Source organism: Chryseobacterium potabilaquae (assembly GCF_902728265.1).
GTDB lineage: Bacteria > Bacteroidota > Bacteroidia > Flavobacteriales > Weeksellaceae > Chryseobacterium > Chryseobacterium potabilaquae.
The window spans coordinates 114,639-134,826 of the sequence record NZ_CACVBR010000007.1; the positions used below are offsets into that span (position 1 = coordinate 114,639).

General features: G+C 33.7%; 17 protein-coding genes. 11 read left to right on the forward strand and 6 right to left on the reverse strand.

What is annotated here, in order from left to right; all coding sequences use genetic code 11:
• Positions 1 to 228, forward strand: coding sequence for a hypothetical protein (locus CHRY9293_RS06160; protein WP_162032149.1), 228 nt, complete (start codon positions 1 to 3; stop codon positions 226 to 228).
• Position 229: 1 nt separating this feature from the next.
• Positions 230 to 493, forward strand: coding sequence for a hypothetical protein (locus CHRY9293_RS06165; RefSeq protein WP_162032151.1), 264 nt, complete (start codon positions 230 to 232; stop codon positions 491 to 493).
• A 142-nt stretch (positions 494 to 635) separates the two neighbouring features.
• Here CHRY9293_RS06165 and CHRY9293_RS06170 read toward each other — a convergent pair whose 3' ends face one another.
• Positions 636 to 1,847 (reverse strand): type IX secretion system plug protein, encoded by a 1,212-nt coding sequence (locus tag CHRY9293_RS06170; RefSeq protein ID WP_162032153.1) that lies wholly within the window; start codon positions 1,845 to 1,847, stop codon positions 636 to 638.
• Between the two features lie 70 nt (positions 1,848 to 1,917).
• Here CHRY9293_RS06170 and CHRY9293_RS06175 point away from each other — a divergent pair, with 70 nt between their 5' ends.
• Positions 1,918 to 2,556 (forward strand): MBL fold metallo-hydrolase, encoded by a 639-nt coding sequence (locus tag CHRY9293_RS06175; RefSeq protein ID WP_162032155.1) that lies wholly within the window; start codon positions 1,918 to 1,920, stop codon positions 2,554 to 2,556.
• Between the two features lie 92 nt (positions 2,557 to 2,648).
• Here CHRY9293_RS06175 and CHRY9293_RS06180 read toward each other — a convergent pair whose 3' ends face one another.
• The 3 genes from CHRY9293_RS06180 to CHRY9293_RS06190 are packed head-to-tail and all read right to left on the reverse strand — an operon-like array spanning position 2,649 to position 7,816.
• Positions 2,649 to 5,078 carry a TonB-dependent receptor gene (locus tag CHRY9293_RS06180; RefSeq protein WP_162032157.1) on the reverse strand — a complete coding sequence of 810 codons (2,430 nt, stop codon included), beginning with the start codon at positions 5,076 to 5,078 and terminating at the stop codon, positions 2,649 to 2,651.
• A 24-nt stretch (positions 5,079 to 5,102) separates the two neighbouring features.
• Entirely contained in the window at positions 5,103 to 6,584 is a 1,482-nt protein-coding gene (locus CHRY9293_RS06185) for a trehalase family glycosidase (protein ID WP_162032159.1), read from the reverse strand.
• Entirely contained in the window at positions 6,581 to 7,816 is a 1,236-nt protein-coding gene (locus CHRY9293_RS06190; protein WP_162032161.1) for an MFS transporter, read from the reverse strand. Before CHRY9293_RS06190 ends, CHRY9293_RS06185 begins: the two co-directional genes overlap by 4 nt.
• A gap of 123 nt (positions 7,817 to 7,939) precedes the next feature.
• Here CHRY9293_RS06190 and CHRY9293_RS06195 point away from each other — a divergent pair, with 123 nt between their 5' ends.
• Positions 7,940 to 8,845, forward strand: a complete 906-nt coding sequence (locus CHRY9293_RS06195) for an AraC family transcriptional regulator (protein WP_162032163.1) — start codon at positions 7,940 to 7,942, stop codon at positions 8,843 to 8,845.
• Positions 8,846 to 8,945: 100 nt separating this feature from the next.
• Here the strand turns inward: CHRY9293_RS06195 and CHRY9293_RS06200 are convergent, their stop codons facing one another.
• The gene (locus CHRY9293_RS06200; protein WP_162032165.1) at positions 8,946 to 9,500 is read right to left on the reverse strand and encodes a thioredoxin family protein; all 555 of its coding nucleotides are present in this window, start codon (positions 9,498 to 9,500) and stop codon (positions 8,946 to 8,948) included.
• 164 nt (positions 9,501 to 9,664) lie between these two features.
• On the opposite strand from CHRY9293_RS06200, the gene CHRY9293_RS06205 reads away from it, so the two are divergent.
• The 4 genes from CHRY9293_RS06205 (at position 9,665) to CHRY9293_RS06220 (ending at position 16,417) form a co-directional block, all read left to right on the forward strand.
• On the forward strand, positions 9,665 to 10,261 hold the full coding sequence (locus CHRY9293_RS06205; RefSeq protein ID WP_122548340.1) for a TetR/AcrR family transcriptional regulator: 597 nt from the start codon (positions 9,665 to 9,667) through the stop codon (positions 10,259 to 10,261).
• Positions 10,262 to 10,600: 339 nt separating this feature from the next.
• Complete coding sequence (locus CHRY9293_RS06210; protein ID WP_162032167.1) at positions 10,601 to 11,764, forward strand: efflux RND transporter periplasmic adaptor subunit; 1,164 nt, start codon at positions 10,601 to 10,603, stop codon at positions 11,762 to 11,764.
• 42 nt (positions 11,765 to 11,806) lie between these two features.
• Positions 11,807 to 14,989: an efflux RND transporter permease subunit gene (locus CHRY9293_RS06215; RefSeq protein ID WP_162032169.1), complete on the forward strand. Its 3,183-nt coding sequence runs from the start codon at positions 11,807 to 11,809 to the stop codon at positions 14,987 to 14,989.
• Between the two features lie 15 nt (positions 14,990 to 15,004).
• On the forward strand, positions 15,005 to 16,417 hold the full coding sequence (locus CHRY9293_RS06220; protein WP_162032171.1) for an efflux transporter outer membrane subunit: 1,413 nt from the start codon (positions 15,005 to 15,007) through the stop codon (positions 16,415 to 16,417).
• Positions 16,418 to 16,532: 115 nt separating this feature from the next.
• Here the strand turns inward: CHRY9293_RS06220 and miaA are convergent, their stop codons facing one another.
• Entirely contained in the window at positions 16,533 to 17,444 is a 912-nt protein-coding gene (gene miaA / locus CHRY9293_RS06225) for a tRNA (adenosine(37)-N6)-dimethylallyltransferase MiaA (protein WP_162032173.1), read from the reverse strand.
• Between the two features lie 131 nt (positions 17,445 to 17,575).
• Between miaA and CHRY9293_RS06230 the strand changes: the two genes are divergently transcribed.
• The 3 genes from CHRY9293_RS06230 (at position 17,576) to nadA (ending at position 20,169) form a co-directional block, all read left to right on the forward strand.
• On the forward strand, positions 17,576 to 18,433 hold the full coding sequence (locus CHRY9293_RS06230; protein WP_162032175.1) for a YicC family protein: 858 nt from the start codon (positions 17,576 to 17,578) through the stop codon (positions 18,431 to 18,433).
• Positions 18,434 to 18,507: 74 nt separating this feature from the next.
• Complete coding sequence (gmk, locus tag CHRY9293_RS06235) at positions 18,508 to 19,071, forward strand: guanylate kinase (protein ID WP_162032177.1); 564 nt, start codon at positions 18,508 to 18,510, stop codon at positions 19,069 to 19,071.
• Positions 19,072 to 19,149: 78 nt separating this feature from the next.
• Entirely contained in the window at positions 19,150 to 20,169 is a 1,020-nt protein-coding gene (gene nadA, locus CHRY9293_RS06240; RefSeq protein WP_162032179.1) for a quinolinate synthase NadA, read from the forward strand.
• Positions 20,170 to 20,188 lie beyond the last annotated feature (19 nt).

A 20,188-nucleotide genomic window follows, 5' to 3' on the forward strand; every position in this document is an offset into this window, starting at 1 on the left:
ATGAATACAACTATTGAAATTTTAAAAAATAAAATTGAAAGTTTTACTCCAGAACTTTTGGAAGCATTTGTAAAAATGGTAGAACGTTTTGAGGTTAAAAGAGAATTTATAATTCCTCAATTTCAATTGGATGAAGTTTTATATAGGATTCAATTTCATGATGAAAACCCTAAGACTAAATTAGATTTTTACGAAAATATCACAGAGCTTCAAAAAGATTGTGCATAAAATGAAAGTATTTCTCTCTTCCATTGCAAAAAATGACATAAGACTTCTTATGAGGGTTTTTAATGCAGAAAAAACATACAAAGGGATGGATTTCCTCGAGGGCTTAAAGGAATCGATTGGCCAAATTCTGCAATATTCGGAAACCCCGGAAAAAAGATGTAGAAAAGTTACTGTCAATAAAATGCAAAATTTCCCCGTGAATATTCATTATATTTTTGAAGATGAAGAGAGTCTTTTAGTAACCGCTATTTTTAAAGAAAATTAAGGATTAAAGTGAGAAAGGGGCATTCCTCTCTTTTAATTATATTATTTGAATAAATATTTGATCAACCTAGACCTATTATTACACAATGCCTATTGGCAATAACCTTGTAGAGTGCTTCTATAAGGTTTTTTAATCCTATTTTTCACCTCACAGGAGTTCTAAACTCTCCATAACCCAACAATCCATCATAGTTTCTGCCGAAAGGTTTGTAATATAAGAATGCTTGATAAAGGTTTTCTGTCTGCCAAAAATTTCCATTAATCTCTCCAAAATTTAAATTCCCATCCTGCCCTTTTGTGGCCAGAATATAATTGTAAAAACCTTGTTTAAGATATATTTTTGCAACATATTTTTTAGCTGCTTCATCGTAATACATTTGATTTTCTTTACTTGGCTTAAAATCATTAAAACCTCCTAAAATATAAATTTCTTTATCTACAGGTTCTGAGTCCAAAGAGAAGTAGACCCAAGAATAATCTCCTTCCCTTTCTGCATTTCTTTCAATTCCCATATCATTTCTTCGATAATACCAAGCTCCATTTACATCTGGCTGGTATTGATAGTTCAAAGGAAATGCCCAAACGGAATGAAGATAGGTATGATTCACTCCATCTTTCACCTCCGTAGCCTGAACCATATCCGCTGCTCTATTCATATTTTTGCTATCAAAATAATAAAACTCATTATTTCCCGGAAAAGCAAGATTCATTTGTTGAAAAAGCAACTGATTTCCTAGTGCAACACTAGGTTTTAAATTATTTACTGTAACATTGGGATTATTATTTTGCATCACATTCAAAGTCGTTGAGCTTACATTGGCAGAAAGATCACCTCCTTTAGAAACTACTTTTACCTCCACTCTTTGATTGACGTTGGGATTCCTTACATCTGCCACCCTAGAGACATTCAAAGCAATATTAACCCCATCTTCTACCACACAAAACCTTCTTTTAAAAAGAGGTTTTTCAACCGAATCCTTATATACAATTAATTCAAAATTTCCTGAAATTTTGGGTTGTATTTTATCATTGGGAAAATTTAAAGTATAATGGGTATAAGATTGCAAAGTATTAAATGAATATTGAAATTTATCCAATAATCCATTTAAACTCCCATTAGCAATTTCTGTAAAAAAAAGTTGATCATCATTCCAATTGCGATCATAATGTTTAATAGTATATCTATAAATTTCACTAGCGTTGGTAAGATCATCAAAACTTAAAACCAATTGCTGATTAAAATTAATGATGGGAGTCTCATCATTCGTTTGAGGATTAAATAATTGTATGCTTTGGATATTTTGTCCAAAAAACAAACCACCCAAAGAAATTAAAAATATTTGCAATGTTTTCATTATTACGAATATAGCGAAAAATAAGCAGTTTCTTAATAATATCGTATTTTTGAATAAAAAAAAATCAGATATGCTTCAGATTCAAGGTTTCGTATTTAACTTCGCCAGTGAAAATACCTACATCCTTTACAATGAGAATAAAAATGCTTGGTTAATTGATCCGGGAAATATGAATGATCAGGAAACCCAAGCTATAGACAATTTTATCAAAGAAAATGGACTAAAAATTCAAAAAATCCTTTTAACGCATGCTCACATAGACCATGTTTTCGGACTGCAATGGGCATTTGATACCTTTAAAGTACCTGTAAGTATTCACCCGGATGAGAAGGAGATTTTGGATATGCTGGCAGCAAGTGGAGCTAGATTTGGAATCCAGATTCAACCTGTAAACGTTGAGCTAACCTATGTAAATGAAGGTGATCAATTAGATTTTGATGGTGAAAAATTCAATATTTATCATGTTCCAGGACACTCTCCAGGTAGTGTGGTATGTCATAACGAAAATCAAAACTTTATTATTTCCGGTGATGTCCTTTTTGAAGGAAGTATTGGTAGAACTGATCTTTATAAGGGAAATTACGAACAGTTAATTGAAGGAATTAAAACAAAGCTCTTCATCTTAAATGATAAGACTCAAGTATTTTCAGGTCATGGAAACCCTACCACCATTGGATTTGAGAGACAATATAATCCTTTTTTTAAATAATAAGATCGCTCATATAGAAAAGTGAGATTCTATAAAAAGCTAAAACCACCAGAATGATCTGGCGGTTTTAATTGTACAAAAAAGGCTAAATATTAGAAATCCAAAGTAATGGATGCTCTTGCTGCGGCTCCCATGATTGGTCTTGCCATAATGATTCCATCATCTGTTGGCGAACCAGCTCTTGGGTCTCCCTCGGTAATTCCAATAGTGTTAAATATATTAGTTCCATCAATCGCAAAACGTATTTTTCCTAACTGGTAAGACATTCCTGCTCCAACTTCACTAAAAGAAGGTAAAGTCTGAACATTCAATTCATCCTGAAAACGTTTTCCATAATAATTCATACTTACGTAAGCTCTCCAAGATTTTGTAATGTTCACCGCGGGAGAAATATTGAAATAAAATTTAGGCATTCTTCTCACTGTATTCCCTTCTAGCAAACTTCCAGATTCCAGATTCTTATATTTGGGATTCTGAATCGTTCCATTAAATGTAACTTCTACTACATTATTAAGCAGACGAGCATATCCTTCCAGCTCCACACCATAATTCTGGGTATTTGCAAAAGTATTTTCTGAAGTTCCATCAGAGAAAATATCTGTAAATGAAAGATTTTTTAATGTAGAATAGAATGGAATCACGGCCACATCAAAAGTTCGCGAATAATATTTATATCCTATCTCCAACTGATTCGTTAATACAGATTTTAAAGGTTGATCCTGATTCGGATTTGAGAAATAATTATAGTAAGCTTCCTCATTTGGAGACCTGAATCCGTTAGAAAAACGGGCATATACTGCATTCTCTTTATTAATCTTATAGTTGGTAGCCAATGTATAAGATACCCTATCTATATTATAATTCCAATAGGTAAACTTATTTCCCAAAACGCTCATACTATCATCAGCAGTCGTGGTTGTGAAATCATGGGTCCCATCAGTCGTTAACCCTGAGTTATTGAGATTAGAGGTTGTCGTATTGGCAAAATTACCTTTATAGAAATCATGGCTATAGCGAATCCCAGCATTGACACTCAAAGCGTCTGTAATATTATAGTCTAAGTTTACATATAAGTCATTTAAACTTCCTTGCGTTTGAGTATCTCGTTGTAAGAAAGTCATATCTGTAACTCCATTATACGTTTTAGAATAACCAACATCTGTGGGATTAAGAGAAGTATCTACTAAATTCAACAATTCCGGACGATCTGTAGCCGTCGTAAGGATATTACTCCAATTCCAGTATTGATGAGACTTCCAGTTCGATTTATAGAATCCTGCTGTAATATTTCCTTTTTCTAATTTATAATTAAATTGCAAGTCATTTACAAAGTTATTCATCTGTTTATCAATTGCCCAGAATCCCAATTTTTGAACATAGGCCGGATTTACGATAGCACCAGAATTCACTAAGGAATACTGATAATTATTTCCCGTAATTCCAAGTCCTCCTGCAAAGCCCGCTGCTGTTTGAGGTCCACCAGATGGAAAAATGCCTGTATAATTCATATTAATATCAGTGTATCTTGTTTTATTAATCACACTGATATTATTTCCTAAATCATACTTAAATTCAGCTCCCAACACATCAACTTTTGGGTGAATACCATCTTCCAAATTTCTCTTGAAAAAACCACCTCCCGCTTGTGGAATATTTAACTGACTAATGTTTCTATAACTGTATGTTCCGTAATTGGGATCAAATCCGGAAAAGCCTTTCAGATCATTTCCGTTTTGCACTAATGGTATCGGAAGGAAAAATGTATTTCTATCATTCAGTTTTTTATAATAAATTTTAGCATATCCTTTATCGAAAACATATTTTACATTCATTCTGACTTGCCCGCCATTATTAGCCTTAAATCCTGTTTTTCTAATTCCATCATCTGTTCTATAAAAACCTCCTACATTAAAAAATAATTTATCCTGAACCAAAGCACCTCCTACATTTACATCCGTACGCATCAATCCGTAGGTGCTCGTTTCTAATTTTGCAGTTCCTTTAAAATCATTCCCGCCTTCTTTTGTAATAAAATTGATAAGCCCTCCGGGAGAATTAGTGGCATAAATAGATCCTGAACCTCCTCTCAATGCTTCTAATCTGCTCACCGAATTATCTACACGGAAAAAATTATCGGCATTGGCAAATTGTAACGCTCCATCTTCAAAAACGGGTAAACCATCTTCCTGAACTTGAACAAATTCATAAGCTCCTGCTGAAGGAATACCTCTGGCAAAAAGATTATTACCTACCTCACCTCCTGAAGTTTCCACAGCAAAACCCGGAACTCTTTGCAATAAGGCAGCTGCACTTATAGGATTTTGTTTTTGAATTTCTTTTGCACTGAAGGTAGAAATTGCCGTACTGGACTCTATTTTCTTTTTAGGATTTGAGTTTCCTGTAATCACTACTTGATCGATAGAAGCTGTTCTTGTAGAATCCTGAATAGTTTCCTGTCCATACACATTATTAAAATAAAGTGTAGCAACCGCAGAGATTAAAAAAACGGATTTATTTTTCATAGTCATATGGATTTATAGTTAATGTTAATTTTGTTTTAACTTCAGATAGACGCCATTTGTCCAGCCAAAACCATCTTGATTAGGGTATTCTCCTCCTCCTGCTATTGTTTCAGAATCTAATGCATTATACTTTTCCATTAGTTTTCCTGTGTTATTATATACTCTTTCCACATTGGAACACCAATTATTTTTAATTGTTTCGGCCAGGCCGTGGAAACCATAGTTTTTAGCCCCTTTAAAACCTAGCCATTGATAAGGAGCCCAAGCATTGGGTAAATCCCATTGTTGACCGGAGTTCTTTGTAGTCGTTACAAGTCCTCCTTGATATAGAAATTTTTCTTCTATGATTTTAGCCACACAACTTGCCTGTTCATCATTTGCCAATTCAAGAAAAAGAGGATAAAGAGCAGCAATATGTTCAGACGGTGTGTTTGTGTTTTTTTTAATGTGATAATCTTTATACATTTTTGTCTTTTCATCCCAGAAATACGTATCGATTATCTGTCTTCGGCTTGCTGCTCTTTCAGTAAAATAGTTTTTTTTATCATTAAAGTTTTGAAGCATTGAAGACTTAGCCAATGTTTGCTCCAAATGCCATAAAAGGCAATTCAAATCTACTTGAGCAAGATTCAATGTTTCTATTGTTTCTATATTTTCGCCATCTGCAAACCATCTGCTGGAAAAATCCCAACCTGATTCGCAAGCACTTCTTATATTTCTATAAAATTCTTCATCCACTACATTTCTGGCATCTTCAATATCAATTAAATAACTTTCTGGACGAGGATTATTTTCAGCATCATAATAGCGATTTAAAATATCTCCCTCTTTAGTTCTCACAACCCTTTTTATACTGGAATCAACCTCTAAATCTCCTTCTCCATCCATCCAAAACGCATATTCTTTTTCCAATGTATCATGATACTTTACATAAATAGACTCATCCTGAGTCGTTTCAAAAAGTAAATCCAACATTAAAGAAAAATACGGAGGCTGAGAACGGCTTAAAAAATGAGTTCTACTGGCATTCGGTACAAATCCTACATTTTGAATTAAATAAGAACAGTTTTCAATAATATTCTCCATCATTTCTATCCTTCCCGAGCTCTGTAAACCCAACATAATAAAATAACTATCCCAATAAAAAAACTCATTGAATCGTCCCCCTGGAACAATATAGGGTTTGGGTAGTTTTAAAAGAGTTCCTTTTTCTTCATATGCCGTCCTTGTTAATTGATCCCAAAGTCTTTCAATATGGTCTTCAATAGGAAGATGATCTATTTTCTGAATCGAAATTTTAGCTCCTAAAAAATCAAAATTTGTCATCACAAATATTTGAAGATCAAAATCTTCTTTCTTCTTTTCTTGCTCATACTTCTTATTAATTTCAGAAATAGGCAACAGCGGAACCGCATCTGTCATCATCTTTTGATCTTCAAAAATTTGTAATCGTTGAACATCATCAAAAAGCACCTGAATATCATTGATATAAAGTTGATTACTCATTTTATTTTTTTAGGATTTATTTTTAGTTTATTCATAAAAGAAGCGGAGATAATTAACAACAAAAGCGGAATTAGTGATAAATAAAAAGCTTGTTGTCCACTAAATTCCTCAAATACAAAACCTGTAATAATGGAACCGATTGTTCCTCCGATTGCTGAAAAAACGACAATTAAGCCAGACATCGAACTATGTAAATATTTAGGAATTGAAGCCAAGATTACCGAATTTATACTTGGGTAAATAGGTGCAAGTAAACCTCCCATCAGAGGAAATAAATACACCACAAGGGGAGCACTTAACCAACTGGTATTAGCATCAATTTGAATATTATGAGTTAATGGCAAAACCAACAGAATACTTACAGCAAAACCCACTACGCAGAAAGAAACTACGTAAATCCAACTGAATCTCTTGGAAAAGAAACCCGATAAAAATCTACCCAGCGCAAAAGCTCCAGCTAAAATAGCACCCGCTTGTACACTCATTGAAGTAGGAACTTTCAAAATTTCTTTATAAAAAGTAGGAGTCCAAGTCTGAAAGCTTTGCTCAACCAACACAAAAAGAAAAGCACAAAGCAAAAAGAACAATACTTTTTTGTAACTAAATAAGCTTACACTATTTCTCAAATCTCCAAGCCAATCTGTTTTTTCACTTTTTGCTTCTTTTTCATCCAGTTTTGAAAAAAATAAAAAAAGAAAAGATAAAGCAGAAAGTGCTCCTAGAATCCAGTATACAGTAAGCCAATGAGTAGATTTTGGATTGTGATCGTCAATAAATAAACTAAACAAAACATTCCCCATCAATACGCCGATCATAAAAAAACCTTCTAAATATCCCATAAAACTGGAATGCTCTTTATCTGTTTTTGTAACAAGGCCAATGGAAGTAAAAACTGAAATTTTTATCAACGCAAAAGATATTCCAACAATCGTAAAAAGTAATTTAAAAAACCAAAAAGAATTAGAGAAGGGCATCAAAAAACACATACAGCTTACTAAAAATAAGCCAATCAACATTGAGTTTTTAATTCCAATTTTAGGAAGGAATGAGGCCAAAATAAATGAACAAATTGCAATCGGAAGATCTTTAAATCCTTCCAAAACACTCGCAGAAGATTTTGAAATTCCAAAATTCTGCTGTACCTGCAAAATAACAGTGCCTACAGAATTTAATAGAATCGCAAAAACAAAATAGTTTAAAAACAATACAGCCTTTATGTTGAAATTTTTCATCTCAATAATTTCTTCTCGGCTAAGATATAAGCATTTAACATAACATTAATTTAACGCAATAAATCAATATTTGAACTATATTAATATAATTATTATTTTTAGCAATGAAATAACATTAATTTAATGAAAGTTACTTTTGAACGGGTAATCCCTGATGATAAGAGCTCTTTTCGAACCATTCACAACAACTCTCCTATTTCAGAGTTTAAATGGGAATATCATTATCATCCCGAAATCGAATTGGTATGTGTCATTTCCGGGAACGGAACACGTCATGTAGGGTATCATAAAAGTAACTATACAAACGGAGATTTAATTTTAATAGGTTCGAACATTCCTCATTCTGGATTTGGTTTGAATTCGACAGACCCCCATGAAGAAATTGTTCTTCAGTTCAAAGAGGAAATCCTTCAATTCCCTCCACAAGAAGTTGACGCTATTTCTATTAAAAATTTATTAGAACTTTCCAAATATGGCATCCATTTTCATCATAAAATTAAAAGAGCATTACTTCCCCAATTAACCTCAATGCTAGAGGTTGGGGGTTATAAAAGATATCTATTGTTACTGGAAATTCTCTTTGAGCTTTCCCAATGTAAAGATTATGAACTTCTGAATAAAGAGATCATGCCTTATACCATCATCTCAAAAAACAAAACCCGTTTAGAAAACATTTTTACCTACGTAGAGCAAAATTATGATAAGGAAATCAATATTGTAGATGTTGCGAAATTAGCCAACCTTACTTTACCTGCGTTCTGTAATTTTTTCAAAAAAGCAACCCAGATTACGTTTACAGAATTTGTGAATCGATATCGGATTAATAAAGCATGCTTATTGATAGCACAAGACAAAAGTATTTCAGAATGTAGTTATAGTTGTGGTTTTAATAATGTAACCTATTTCAATAGGATGTTTAAAAAATATACGGAGAAAACTCCTTCAGAATTTATTAAACAGTATTCACACAATAAAGTGAATGTAGACTTTAAGATTGAAAAAGATAATACGATTAAAGCAAGTTTTTAAAGTACAATTAATATTCCTCCATTATCTATAAAACCTAGAGAGTATCGAAAAAAGCTGTCCAAAAAAAGAACAGCTTTATATTAAAAAATGGACGTAAAAATTATTTCCATTTAATGTTGCATCCCATACTAGGTCTTTGAATTTCTTCCTGAGGCTCTCCCAATAAAAGATTTTCAAAAGCAATAATTAAATCTTCTCCAGTCACATCTTTATTATTTCCCGGTCTTGAGTCATCCATTTGACCTCTATAAATTAAATCCAATTTCTCATCAAAGAAATAAAAATCAGGAGTACAAGCCGCATCGTACGCCTTTGCAATCGCTTGGCTTTCATCATATAAATAAGGAAACTCAAATTTTCTTTCAATTTGAAACTCCACCATTTTCTCTGGTGAATCTGCCGGATATTTTTCTACATCATTAGCATTAATGGCAATAAACTCGATTCCTCTTTCATTGTAATCTTCGTAAAGTTCATTAATTTTATCTATTAAATGAAGAACAAATGGGCAGTGATTACACATAAAAATTACCAATGTTCCTTTTTCTCCTTTCAATTCATCTAAAGATTGAATTTCATTACTTTTTGATGGGTTTGGAAGCTCAAAAAAAGGTGCTTTTATACCCAATTCTAACATATTTGAAGGCGTATTCATATCCTTAATTATTTGTTGACAAAGATAAAAATTTCTTTTATTAAAAGCATATCCAAGGTTTTATAAACTTTCGTTAAATGTTAAATTCATAATATAGTTTGGAAGATATATTTAAAAGTTTGTAGATTTGCTAACACTGTTAGAAACAACAATTACAAAATTAAATGGGCCTACATGAACGTCGTCAAAGAGAGAAAGAATCTATCCGAGCAAATATTTTGCAGGCTGCATTCACTTTGGCTAAAACGGAAGGGTGGGCATCACTTTCCATGCGAAAAATAGCCGATGCGATTGAGTATAGCGCACCCGTTGTGTATGACTACTTTGAAAACAAAGAAGCCATTTTGTTTGAAATTTCCTTGAATGGTTTTAATAAATTACATATTGAATTATTAAAAGCTCAAAGAGAGTATGAAACTCCGGAAGATCAACTAAAAGCAATCGTTGATGCTTACTGGAAATTTGCTTTCAAAAATAAAGAATATTATCAATTAATGTTCGGTCTTGGAATGCAATGTAGTGGAAAAGGTATGATGAAGGAAGAATTTTCTTCGTTCCAAGACATGATCTATGAATGTACCTATGAGATTATCAAAAAAAATGGATCAAACCCGGATAATGCCTGTCACATGTCTCACGCTTTATTTTCAGCAATACATGGCTTGATATCTATCATGATGATGCGGAATGATGATATTCCTTCCACCATGAATAAGACCACTTTAGATGAGACCGTTTCTGCATTTGTTAAATCTTTGTAATTTTTTTTTGAAACAAAAATTAACACCGTTAGGAAAAATAACATTAAATAATTAAAAAACTACTCCCTTACAATGAAAACTTAATTAGGAATTTACATTTTAGCATATTCCTCTCACAGAAAAAATTAACACTGTTAGAAAAAATAACACACCTTATCAGATCACTCTAACCTACCTCAACATTAAAAATAATAATTATGGAACCGACCATGTAGACTATTATCAAAGTCATGTCCAATTTTTCGAGCTAAACATTAACACTGTTAGAAAATATAACAGGGCTCAGATGAAAAAAAACAGTATTTAAATCAAACAATTCATTAAAAATTAAAACTTAAAATGAAAATATTTGGAAAAATGAGGATCGTTGTACTTATTACAAGTATTATCCTTTTACAAAATTGTACAAAAGCAGCAGAAGGCTCCACCCCTTCCACTCCCCCTGCTCCGGAGTTGCCTATATATACCGTAATCACATCTCCAGCTACCATTTATCAGGAATTCCCAACATCATTAGAAGGAAAAAGCAATGTTGAAATCAGATCTCAGGTGGATGGTTATTTAGATAAAATTTATGTAGAAGAAGGCGCCTATGTAAGAGCCGGGCAGCCTTTATTTAAAATAGATTCAAGAAGTTATGGAGAACAAATGAACATGGCAACGGCAAATCTACAAGTGGCCAATGCCAATATTCAAAAAGCTAAAGTGGAGGTCGACAGACTAGAGCCTCTGGTAGCAGCAAAAGTAGTTTCTGATGTACAATTAAGAACAGCAAAAGCCAATTATGCCGCTGCTATGGCAAACGCTTCACAAGCAAAAGCCGCAGTAGGTAATGCAAAAATTAATGTAGGATTTACCACAGTGATTGCGCCGGTGAGTGGTTATATCGGAAGAATTCCTTATAAAAAAGGAAGCCTGATTTCAAGAACAGATCCTAGTCCATTGACTTTATTATCTGACATCAGCGAAATTTACGCCTATTTCTCTTTAAGTGAACTTGACTTTATTGCTTTCCAAAATAAATATCCAGGTGCAACTTTAGAAGAAAAATTAAAAAATATGCCGATGATAGAATTGGCCATTGCAGATAATAGCATTTACCCTGAAAAAGGTAAGATGGCCATGGTAGATGGACAATTCGATAAAACAACCGGAGCCATTAGTGTACGTGCTGCTTTTCCAAATCCTAACGGAATCTTGAGAACAGGAAATACAGGTCGTATACGCATGCCCCAATTATTATCAAATGCATTGATAATTCCGCAGGAGTCAACATTTGAAATTCAGGATAAAACCTATGTATATGTTCTTGGAAAAGATCAGAAAGTGACCAGCAAGCCTGTAAAAATATCCGGAAAAACAGACAGTTATTACTTCATTTCGGAAGGACTTTCTGTAGGTGATAAAATTGTATTTACAGGAATTGGAGCATTGAAAGACGGTGTTTCCATTAAACCAAAAGCTATTTCTTCAGATAGTTTACTAAAAGTAAAACCCTTATAAAACTAATTCAGAAGATAGAAGACTTAAAAAATTAAACTTCTTATGTTAAAACAATTTATAGAAAGACCTGTACTTTCCACGGTCATTTCCATTATACTATTGCTATTGGGGGCACTTTCGGTTTTCAATCTTCCGATTACCCTGTTTCCCGATATTGCACCACCGAGTGTTCAGATAACCGCTTTTTATCCGGGAGCAAATGCTGAAGTTGTTGCCCGTTCAGTGGCTACTCCGATTGAGGAAGCCGTAAACGGTGTAGAAAACATGACGTACATGACTTCAAATTCAAGCAACGATGGTACGATGACTCTAAGCGTATTTTTCAAGCAGGGTTCAGATCCAGACAATGCCGCTGTAAATGTTCAAAACAGAGTATCAAAAGCGATGAGCCAACTTCCTCAAGAAGTTGTACAAGCCGGAATATCAACACAAAAAGTTCAGAACAGTTTTATCATGTTTATGGGATTATATAGTGAAGATCCTAAACAATACGATGAACTTTTCTTGCAAAACTATATGAAGATCAACATCATTCCGCAGCTACAGCGTATTCAAGGAGTTGCTCAGGCTCAGGTTTTCGGAACGAGAGATTACTCAATGAGGCTATGGCTTAAACCTGATAGATTAGCCGCTAATAATCTTTCTCCTCAGGAAGTTTTAAATGCGGTAAAGGATCATAACCTTGAAGCTGCTCCCGGGCGTCTTGGACAAGGAAGTAAAGAAACTTATGAGTATATTTTAAAATACAAAGGTAAGCTTAATAAAAATGAAGATTATGAAAATATTGCCATTAAAGCCAATAGTGATGGTTCTTTTTTAAGATTAAAAGATGTTGCAAGAGTAGAATTTGGATCTTATACTTATACTGCAGCGAATAGGGTTGATGGTAAACCGGTTTCTGGTTTTGCTATTTTACAGACCGCAGATTCTAACGCTAATGAAATTTTAACAGAAATAGAGAAACAGATCGATGAATTTAAAACTACTCTTCCAAATGGTGTAAAACCAATTATCATGTATAATTCCAAAGATTTTTTGGATGCATCTATACATCAGGTAGTGGAAACATTAGTCATTGCATTTATTTTGGTATTTATTGTAGTGTATATTTTCCTTCAGGATTTCAGATCTACATTAATTCCGGCGATTGCAGTTCCCGTAGCCATTATCGGTACGTTTTTCTTCCTGCAATTGTTTGGATTCAGTATCAATATGCTTACTTTATTCGCACTCGTTCTTGCCATTGGTATTGTAGTAGATGATGCTATTGTTGTGGTAGAAGCTGTTCACTCCAAAATGGAACACACAGGAATGCCTGTAGAGCATGCTACCGTAAGTTCCATGAGTGAGATTTCAGGAGCGATTATTTCCATTACTTTGGTCATGTGTGCCGTATTTATACCCGTTGGTTTCATGCAAGGTCCTGCAGGTGTTTTTTACAGACAGTTTGCTTTTACTTTGGTAATTGCCATCATGATTTCTGCAATTAACGCCTTAACATTAAGTCCGGCACTTTGTGCATTATTTTTAAATGATCCTCAGGGAGAGCCTGGTGAACATCATTACAAAAAAGGATTTGGAGCTCGATTTTTCAACGCATTCAATGCTAGCTTCAATACAATGACCAAAAAATATATTTATAGTGTTAAGTTTTTAATTAAAAATAAATGGATTGCGGTTGGAGGTTTAGCTTTGATTACTGTGGCAAGTATTTTTTTGATTAAGCAAGCTCCTACAGGATTTATTCCTACGGAAGACCAAGGCTTTGTACTTTATGCCGTAAATACTCCTCCGGGAAGTTCATTGGATAGAACACATAGAGCCACTGAACAAATTGATAAAATTGTAAAAGGTGAAAAAGCAACTAATCATCTTTGGGTAGCAGACGGTTTGAATTTTATTAGTAATGCTAATGCCTCTCCTTATTCGGCAGGGTTTATTAAACTGAAAGATTATGAAGACCGTGGAGATATGAAAGATCCCGATCAAATTGCAGCAGCATTGACAGGTAAAGTCTCACAAGTAAAAGATGCCAATGCATTCTTCTTTAATTTTCCTACAGTACAGGGTTTTGGTAATGTTTCCGGTTTTGAATTCATGCTTCAAGATAAAACCAATGGTTCGTTCGAACAATTAGGAACAACCACCCAGGCTTTCATTGGAGAATTGATGAAACGTCCCGAAATTGCGTTTGCTTTCACTACATATGCCGCAGGAAATCCACAATATACGATTAACGTAGATACTGATAAAGCTAATCAATTGGGAGTTTCCGTAACAGAGCTTATGCAAACCATGCAAATTTATTACGGAAGTAGCTTTGTTTCAGATTTCAACAGATTTGGCAAATATTATCGGGTAATGGCTCAGGCTGATATTCCTTATCGTACAGACACCAATTCATTAGAAGGGATTTATGTTAAAAATAATTTAGGTGAAATGGTTCCTGTAAAGACCCTAGTCACTCTACAAAGAACATTTGGTCCTGAAACAGTAACAAGAAATAACCTATTCAACGCGGTTACCATTAACGGAACACCAAAACCTGGTTACAGTACTGGAGATGCGATCAAAGCAGTGGAAGAAGTTGCAAAAAAATCACTTCCAAGAGGTTTTGGTTATGAATGGACAGGAATAACGCGTGAGGAAATTAAAACTGGGGGTCAGACTGCATTTGTATTTCTTTTAAGTATATTATTTGTGTATTTCTTATTAGCAGCACAATATGAAAGTTATATTCTTCCATTTGCAGTAATCCTTACGGTTCCTACCGGAATTTTTGGGGTGTTTGCTTTCACTGGATTAGCAGGAATTGATAATAACATTTATGTACAAGTGGGATTGATCATGTTAGTCGGATTACTCGCCAAAAATGCGATTTTGATCGTAGAATTCGCCGTACAAAGAAGAAAATCTGGAAAAACATTAATTGAATCGGCTCTTCAGGCTTCTCGATTACGTCTACGACCTATTTTGATGACCTCGTTTGCCTTTATTATAGGTATGCTTCCATTGGTTTGGACGCAGGGTGCTGCGGCTAAAGGAAATCATTCTATCGGCATGAGTACAGTAGGAGGAATGTTTACAGGAGTGGTATTCGGAATTTTCATCATCCCTGTCATGTATGTCATTTTTCAATATTTACATGAAAAAATGCCCAGTAGGAAAAAGAAAAGACTCCAGCAACAAAAACAACAGGAAGAGCTACTCACAACAGCTCAATAAAAGTCTATAGAAACTATGAAAAGAATAAAAAATATTTTTCTAACATTTATATTGGCTTTAGGTTCGGTTTCGTGTGTCTCCAAATTAGCATACACGGAGCCAGTCCTTCAGCTACCGGAAAAATTCCAATATACTGCAACTGCCGATACAGCAAGTATTGCCAACTTGGAATGGAAACAATTTTTCAATGACCCGATGTTACAGACATTGATCGAAAAAGGAATTAAAAATAATTACGATTTGCAGATTGCTTTAAAGCAAGTCGCTTCTTCGCAAGAAAAACTAAAACAGGCAAAGTATCTTCAGTTCCCTGATGTTGGTTTTGGAATTTCAACACAGGTTTCAAGACCATCAAAAAACAGCATGAACGGACAGAGCTTAAATTTATTCTTAGGAAAAAGCTATGTTGAAGATTACAATGCAGCATTCAATCTTTCTTGGGAAGCCGATATTTGGGGAAAAATTAAAAATCAGCAAGATGTTTCCAGAATACAATATCTGCAAACTTATGAGGCTCAAAAAGCAATTCAAACACAAGTTGTTGCCGCAATTGCTCAAGGTTATTACAATTTATTAATGCTTGATAAACAATTACAAATTGCAAAATCAAATTTAGAATTAAGCAATAATACCCTATCGATTACAGAAAAAATGTGGAAAAGCGGTGATGCTACTTCTTTGGGAGTTCAGCAGGCAACAGCACAAAAGCAATCCACAGAACTTTTGATTACTCAGCTAGAACAGAATATTGCTATTCAGGAAAACGCATTAAGTATTTTAATTGGTGAAAATCCAAATAAAATCACCAGAACGATTGAAATGTCGGACACTTCTTTACCACAAGATATTTCTACGGGACTTCCTGCAGCAATGGTAAGCCGTCGTCCCGATGTTCGTCAACAAGAATTAGTGGTATTAGAATCTAATGCGATCGTAGGAATTGCTCAGGCCAATATGTATCCATCATTGAAAATTACAGCAAATGGAGGAGTCAACTCATTTAAAATTGATAACTGGTTTCAAATTCCGGCCTCTTTGTTTGGATCTGTTTTAGGGGGGATTACTCAACCCATTTTCCAAAAAAAACAGTTAAAAACGGATTTGAATGTAGCCAAAATTCAGAGAGAGAAAAATGTCTTGGCATTTCGTCAATCTGTTTTAAATGCTGTAGGTGAGGTTTCTGATGCATTGGTTTCCAATGAAAGTTTAAAAAATCAAGAACAAAAGGCAACTGAACAAGTGATCACCTTAAAAGATGGAATTAAAAGTGCCGAAATGCTTTATAAAGGAGGAATGGCCAATTATTTAGAAGTAATTACCGCTCAAGGAAATTCTTTACAAGCAGAATTAAATCTTGCTTCCGTAAAAAGACAAAGATTAAGCAGTATTGTTGATCTGTATCGAGCTTTAGGCGGAGGTTGGAAATAGTAAGTTAAATTATATTGTTAAAGAATGCGGTCTTTCGAGATCGCATTTTTCGTTGGTTAAGGTTGAAAGTTAAACCTAAATCCTATGCTCTATCCCTTTAAAAATAACTTTTAATTTACTTTTGCTGCAGATTAATGTAATTAATCAAACGATCAAAATCCTCTTGAGAATACCCCAACGGCAAATAATAAATATCCTCTGCTTTTCTATACCAAGTCAATTGTCGTTTGGCATACCTTCTACTATTTTTCTTAATCTCAGAAATAGCAAAATCTAGATCCCACTCTCCATCAAAATATTTAAAAAGTTCGGTATACCCTACTGTATTTAAAGCGGTCAATTGTTTAAATTCTTCTAAGCTCTTTGCTTCTTCCAGCAGACCTTTTTCCATCATTATATCCACTCTCCTATTGATTCTGTCATACAATTCCTCTCTAGAAGCTTCAATTCCAATTCGTATTGTTTTAAAATCTCTTGAATCTTGTGAAACAGCAATCTGCTCAGAATATTTTTTATTCGTTTGCCAAATTATATCGATGGCTCGTAGAAGCCTTCTGTGGTTATGAAAATCTACTATCGCAAAATATTCAGGGTCTAGTTCCTTTAATATTTCTTGAAGTTTCTCAATCCCATTATTTTCTAGTATTTCTTGTAATTTTTTCTGATTTTCTTCATCCGCTTCAGGCAAATCATTTAACCCTTCAATCACTGCTTTTTCATACATCATACTTCCACCAACCAAAATGACAGTTTTATGATTTTCAAAAAGTTCATTGAGTTTTTTTAAAGCATCTTCTTCATACTGTCCAATAGAATAATACTCCTGAATCGAAAGATTTCCAATGAAATGATGCTGCGCTTCTAGTAATTCTTCATCAGTAGGTGAAGCGGTCCCAATTTTCATTTCCTTAAAAAACTGACGCGAATCACAGGAAACAATTTCAGTATTAAAATATTTAGCTAGATCAATTGCTAATCTTGTTTTTCCAATTCCGGTCGGTCCCACAACAGAAATTAGATTTTTCATAGGTAGAGTATTTTCTTGTTTTTTAATGGCCATATGGAATCCTTAGTCTTCTTCAATATTTATATTTTCCAAATCATTGTGATTTCACAGTGCTAATTTAAATGTTTATCTTTGTACGACAATAAAAAACTATGATTTTATCAATGACCGGCTTTGGTAGAGCCGAAAATGTTTTTGAAGGAAAAAAAATTACTATAGATATTAAATCTCTTAATAGCAAAAGTTTTGATTTAAACATCAAAATACCCTTACGTTATAAAGAGAAAGAGTTTGAAATTAGAAAAATCTTGAATGATCGAATAATTCGTGGAAAAGTAGATTGCTATATCAATCTAGAAAATCTTGAAGAATCAAACGATGTAAAAATCAATAAAAGCTTAATTGATTCTTATATAAATGAACTTCGTACTATTGCCTCAGATGGACCCGATTTTGAATATTTGAAAATGGCAGTAAGACTTCCTGATGCTATTACTTCGAGACCCGATGAATTATCGGAAGGAGAATGGGAAGCTTTATCAAAAATTGTAATCGCAGCTATTGATCGTTTTGAAGAATTCAGAAAAACCGAAGGTAAGATTCTACATGAAGAACTAGAAAGGAATATTCAAAATATTGATAAGAATCTATCAGAAGTGATCCCCTTTGAAGAAGAAAGAATTATAGCCGTAAAAGAACGCTATCAAAAGTCTTTAAAAGAATTCGAAAACATTGATGAAACCCGTTTTTACCAAGAAATGGCCTATTTCACAGAAAAATTGGATATTTCGGAAGAAAAAGTAAGACTTTCCCAACATTTAAAATATTACAAAGAAGTAATGGAAAACGAAGATTTCAATGGGAAAAAGCTGGGGTTTATTTCTCAGGAAATTGGAAGAGAAATCAATACATTAGGTTCAAAAGCCAATCATGCAGAAATTCAAAAGTTAGTTGTCATGATGAAGGACGATTTGGAAAAAATCAAAGAACAGACATTAAACGTTTTATAACCATGAACTAATATGATGAATAAGAAGTTGAATGATTAAAAAATAAATACAGCCGATTATTCATCACTAAAAAAATGAATAAAGTTATTATATTTTCAGCACCATCGGGAAGCGGAAAAACAACATTAGTAAAACATTCCTTAGAAGTTTTTAATGAACTTCAATTTTCAATTTCCTGTACAACAAGGCAACCCAGAGGGAGTGAAGTGCATGCTGTGGATTATCATTTTTTAACACCTAATGAATTCCGGCAGAAAATTGCAGAAGAAGCTTTTGTAGAATTTGAAGAAGTATATACCGATAAATATTATGGTACTTTAAAGTCTGAAGTTGAAAAAATCTGGAATCAAGGAAAAGTAGTTATTTTTGATGTTGATGTAAAGGGAGGAATTTCATTAAAAAAATATTTTAAAGAAAAAGCTTTATCAATTTTTATCGAACCACCTTCCATTGAAGAATTAGAACGAAGATTGATTTCAAGAAATACAGATGATGCGGAAACAATTAAAACACGTATCGCAAAGGCAGAAGAAGAAATGTCTTATGCAAAGGAATTTGATAAAGTCGTTATCAACACAGATTTGAACGACGCAAAAAAAGAAATAGAAAGTTTAATAAAAGATTTCATTGAAAATTAACACGGAAACATCGGACTATTAAATAATAATTCCAAGTATCCTAATAATTTTTAATAAACAAAAAACATTGAGGTTGATATGAGTACTGAAACACTTGAAAAAGCTAAATCTGCAATTCCAGTTAGGGGCTATTTAGATATAAAAGACCTTATTATTCCTGAAGGTGAGGAACTGGTAAAAGCTATTCTTGCATTAAAAAAAGAAAAGAATGCCATTATTTTAGCGCATTATTACCAGCCTGGAGAAATTCAAGATATCGCAGATTTTTTGGGAGACTCTTTACAATTGGCAAGACAAGCAAAAGAAACCAATGCTGATATGATTGTATTCTGTGGAGTACATTTCATGGCAGAAGCAGCCAAAATACTGAATCCAACGAAAAAAGTGGTTCTTCCCGATACCATGGCCGGTTGTTCTTTAGCAGACGGTTGTTCTGGTGAAGGGTTAAGAAAAATGCGTGAAAAGCATCCGAACGCATTGGTTGCTACCTATATCAACTGTAATGCAGAAACCAAAGCTGAAAGTGATATTATTGTTACCAGCTCAAATGCAGAAACCATAATTGATGCTTTACCAAAAGACAGACCGATCATTTTCGCGCCAGATAAAAATTTAGGAAGATATTTATCTCAAAAAACTGGACGTGATATGATTCTTTGGGATGGAAGTTGTGTGGTTCATGAAGCATTTTCAATGGAAAGAATTGCAAAACAATTAGCGGATAATCCTGATGCAAAATTGATCGCACATCCTGAAAGCGAAGAAGCAGTTCTAAAACTGGCTCACTATATTGGTTCCACTTCTGCTCTTCTCAATTATGTTGAAAAAGACGATTGCCAAAAATTCATCATAGCAACCGAGGAAGGTATTCTGCATGAAATGAGAAAACGGGCACCTCATAAAGAGCTGATTCCCGCTTTAGTTTTCGACGAAAGCTGTAACTGCTCAGAATGTTTCTATATGAAGCGGAATACCATGGAAAAACTGTATTTATGTATGAAATATGAGCTTCCAGAGATTCTAATTGACGAAGAATTGAGAATAAAAGCATTAAAGCCTATTGAGGCTATGCTTGATCTTTCAAAAAGCATAAAATAAGTAAAAAAAGCGGACAAAT

What these genes read in the sequence shown, in the direction of transcription:
- CHRY9293_RS06160 (WP_162032149.1), top strand. Translation starts at nt 1, where the DNA reads ATGAATACAACTATTGAAATTTTAAAAAATAAAATTGAAAGTTTTACT.
- CHRY9293_RS06165 (WP_162032151.1), top strand. Translation starts at nt 230, where the DNA reads ATGAAAGTATTTCTCTCTTCCATTGCAAAAAATGACATAAGACTTCTT.
- CHRY9293_RS06170 (WP_162032153.1), bottom strand. Translation starts at nt 1,847, where the DNA reads ATGAAAACATTGCAAATATTTTTAATTTCTTTGGGTGGTTTGTTTTTT.
- CHRY9293_RS06175 (WP_162032155.1), top strand. Translation starts at nt 1,918, where the DNA reads ATGCTTCAGATTCAAGGTTTCGTATTTAACTTCGCCAGTGAAAATACC.
- CHRY9293_RS06180 (WP_162032157.1), bottom strand. Translation starts at nt 5,078, where the DNA reads ATGAAAAATAAATCCGTTTTTTTAATCTCTGCGGTTGCTACACTTTAT.
- CHRY9293_RS06185 (WP_162032159.1), bottom strand. Translation starts at nt 6,584, where the DNA reads ATGAGTAATCAACTTTATATCAATGATATTCAGGTGCTTTTTGATGAT.
- CHRY9293_RS06190 (WP_162032161.1), bottom strand. Translation starts at nt 7,816, where the DNA reads ATGAAAAATTTCAACATAAAGGCTGTATTGTTTTTAAACTATTTTGTT.
- CHRY9293_RS06195 (WP_162032163.1), top strand. Translation starts at nt 7,940, where the DNA reads ATGAAAGTTACTTTTGAACGGGTAATCCCTGATGATAAGAGCTCTTTT.
- CHRY9293_RS06200 (WP_162032165.1), bottom strand. Translation starts at nt 9,500, where the DNA reads ATGAATACGCCTTCAAATATGTTAGAATTGGGTATAAAAGCACCTTTT.
- CHRY9293_RS06205 (WP_122548340.1), top strand. Translation starts at nt 9,665, where the DNA reads ATGGGCCTACATGAACGTCGTCAAAGAGAGAAAGAATCTATCCGAGCA.
- CHRY9293_RS06210 (WP_162032167.1), top strand. Translation starts at nt 10,601, where the DNA reads ATGAAAATATTTGGAAAAATGAGGATCGTTGTACTTATTACAAGTATT.
- CHRY9293_RS06215 (WP_162032169.1), top strand. Translation starts at nt 11,807, where the DNA reads ATGTTAAAACAATTTATAGAAAGACCTGTACTTTCCACGGTCATTTCC.
- CHRY9293_RS06220 (WP_162032171.1), top strand. Translation starts at nt 15,005, where the DNA reads ATGAAAAGAATAAAAAATATTTTTCTAACATTTATATTGGCTTTAGGT.
- miaA (WP_162032173.1), bottom strand. Translation starts at nt 17,444, where the DNA reads ATGAAAAATCTAATTTCTGTTGTGGGACCGACCGGAATTGGAAAAACA.
- CHRY9293_RS06230 (WP_162032175.1), top strand. Translation starts at nt 17,576, where the DNA reads ATGATTTTATCAATGACCGGCTTTGGTAGAGCCGAAAATGTTTTTGAA.
- gmk (WP_162032177.1), top strand. Translation starts at nt 18,508, where the DNA reads ATGAATAAAGTTATTATATTTTCAGCACCATCGGGAAGCGGAAAAACA.
- nadA (WP_162032179.1), top strand. Translation starts at nt 19,150, where the DNA reads ATGAGTACTGAAACACTTGAAAAAGCTAAATCTGCAATTCCAGTTAGG.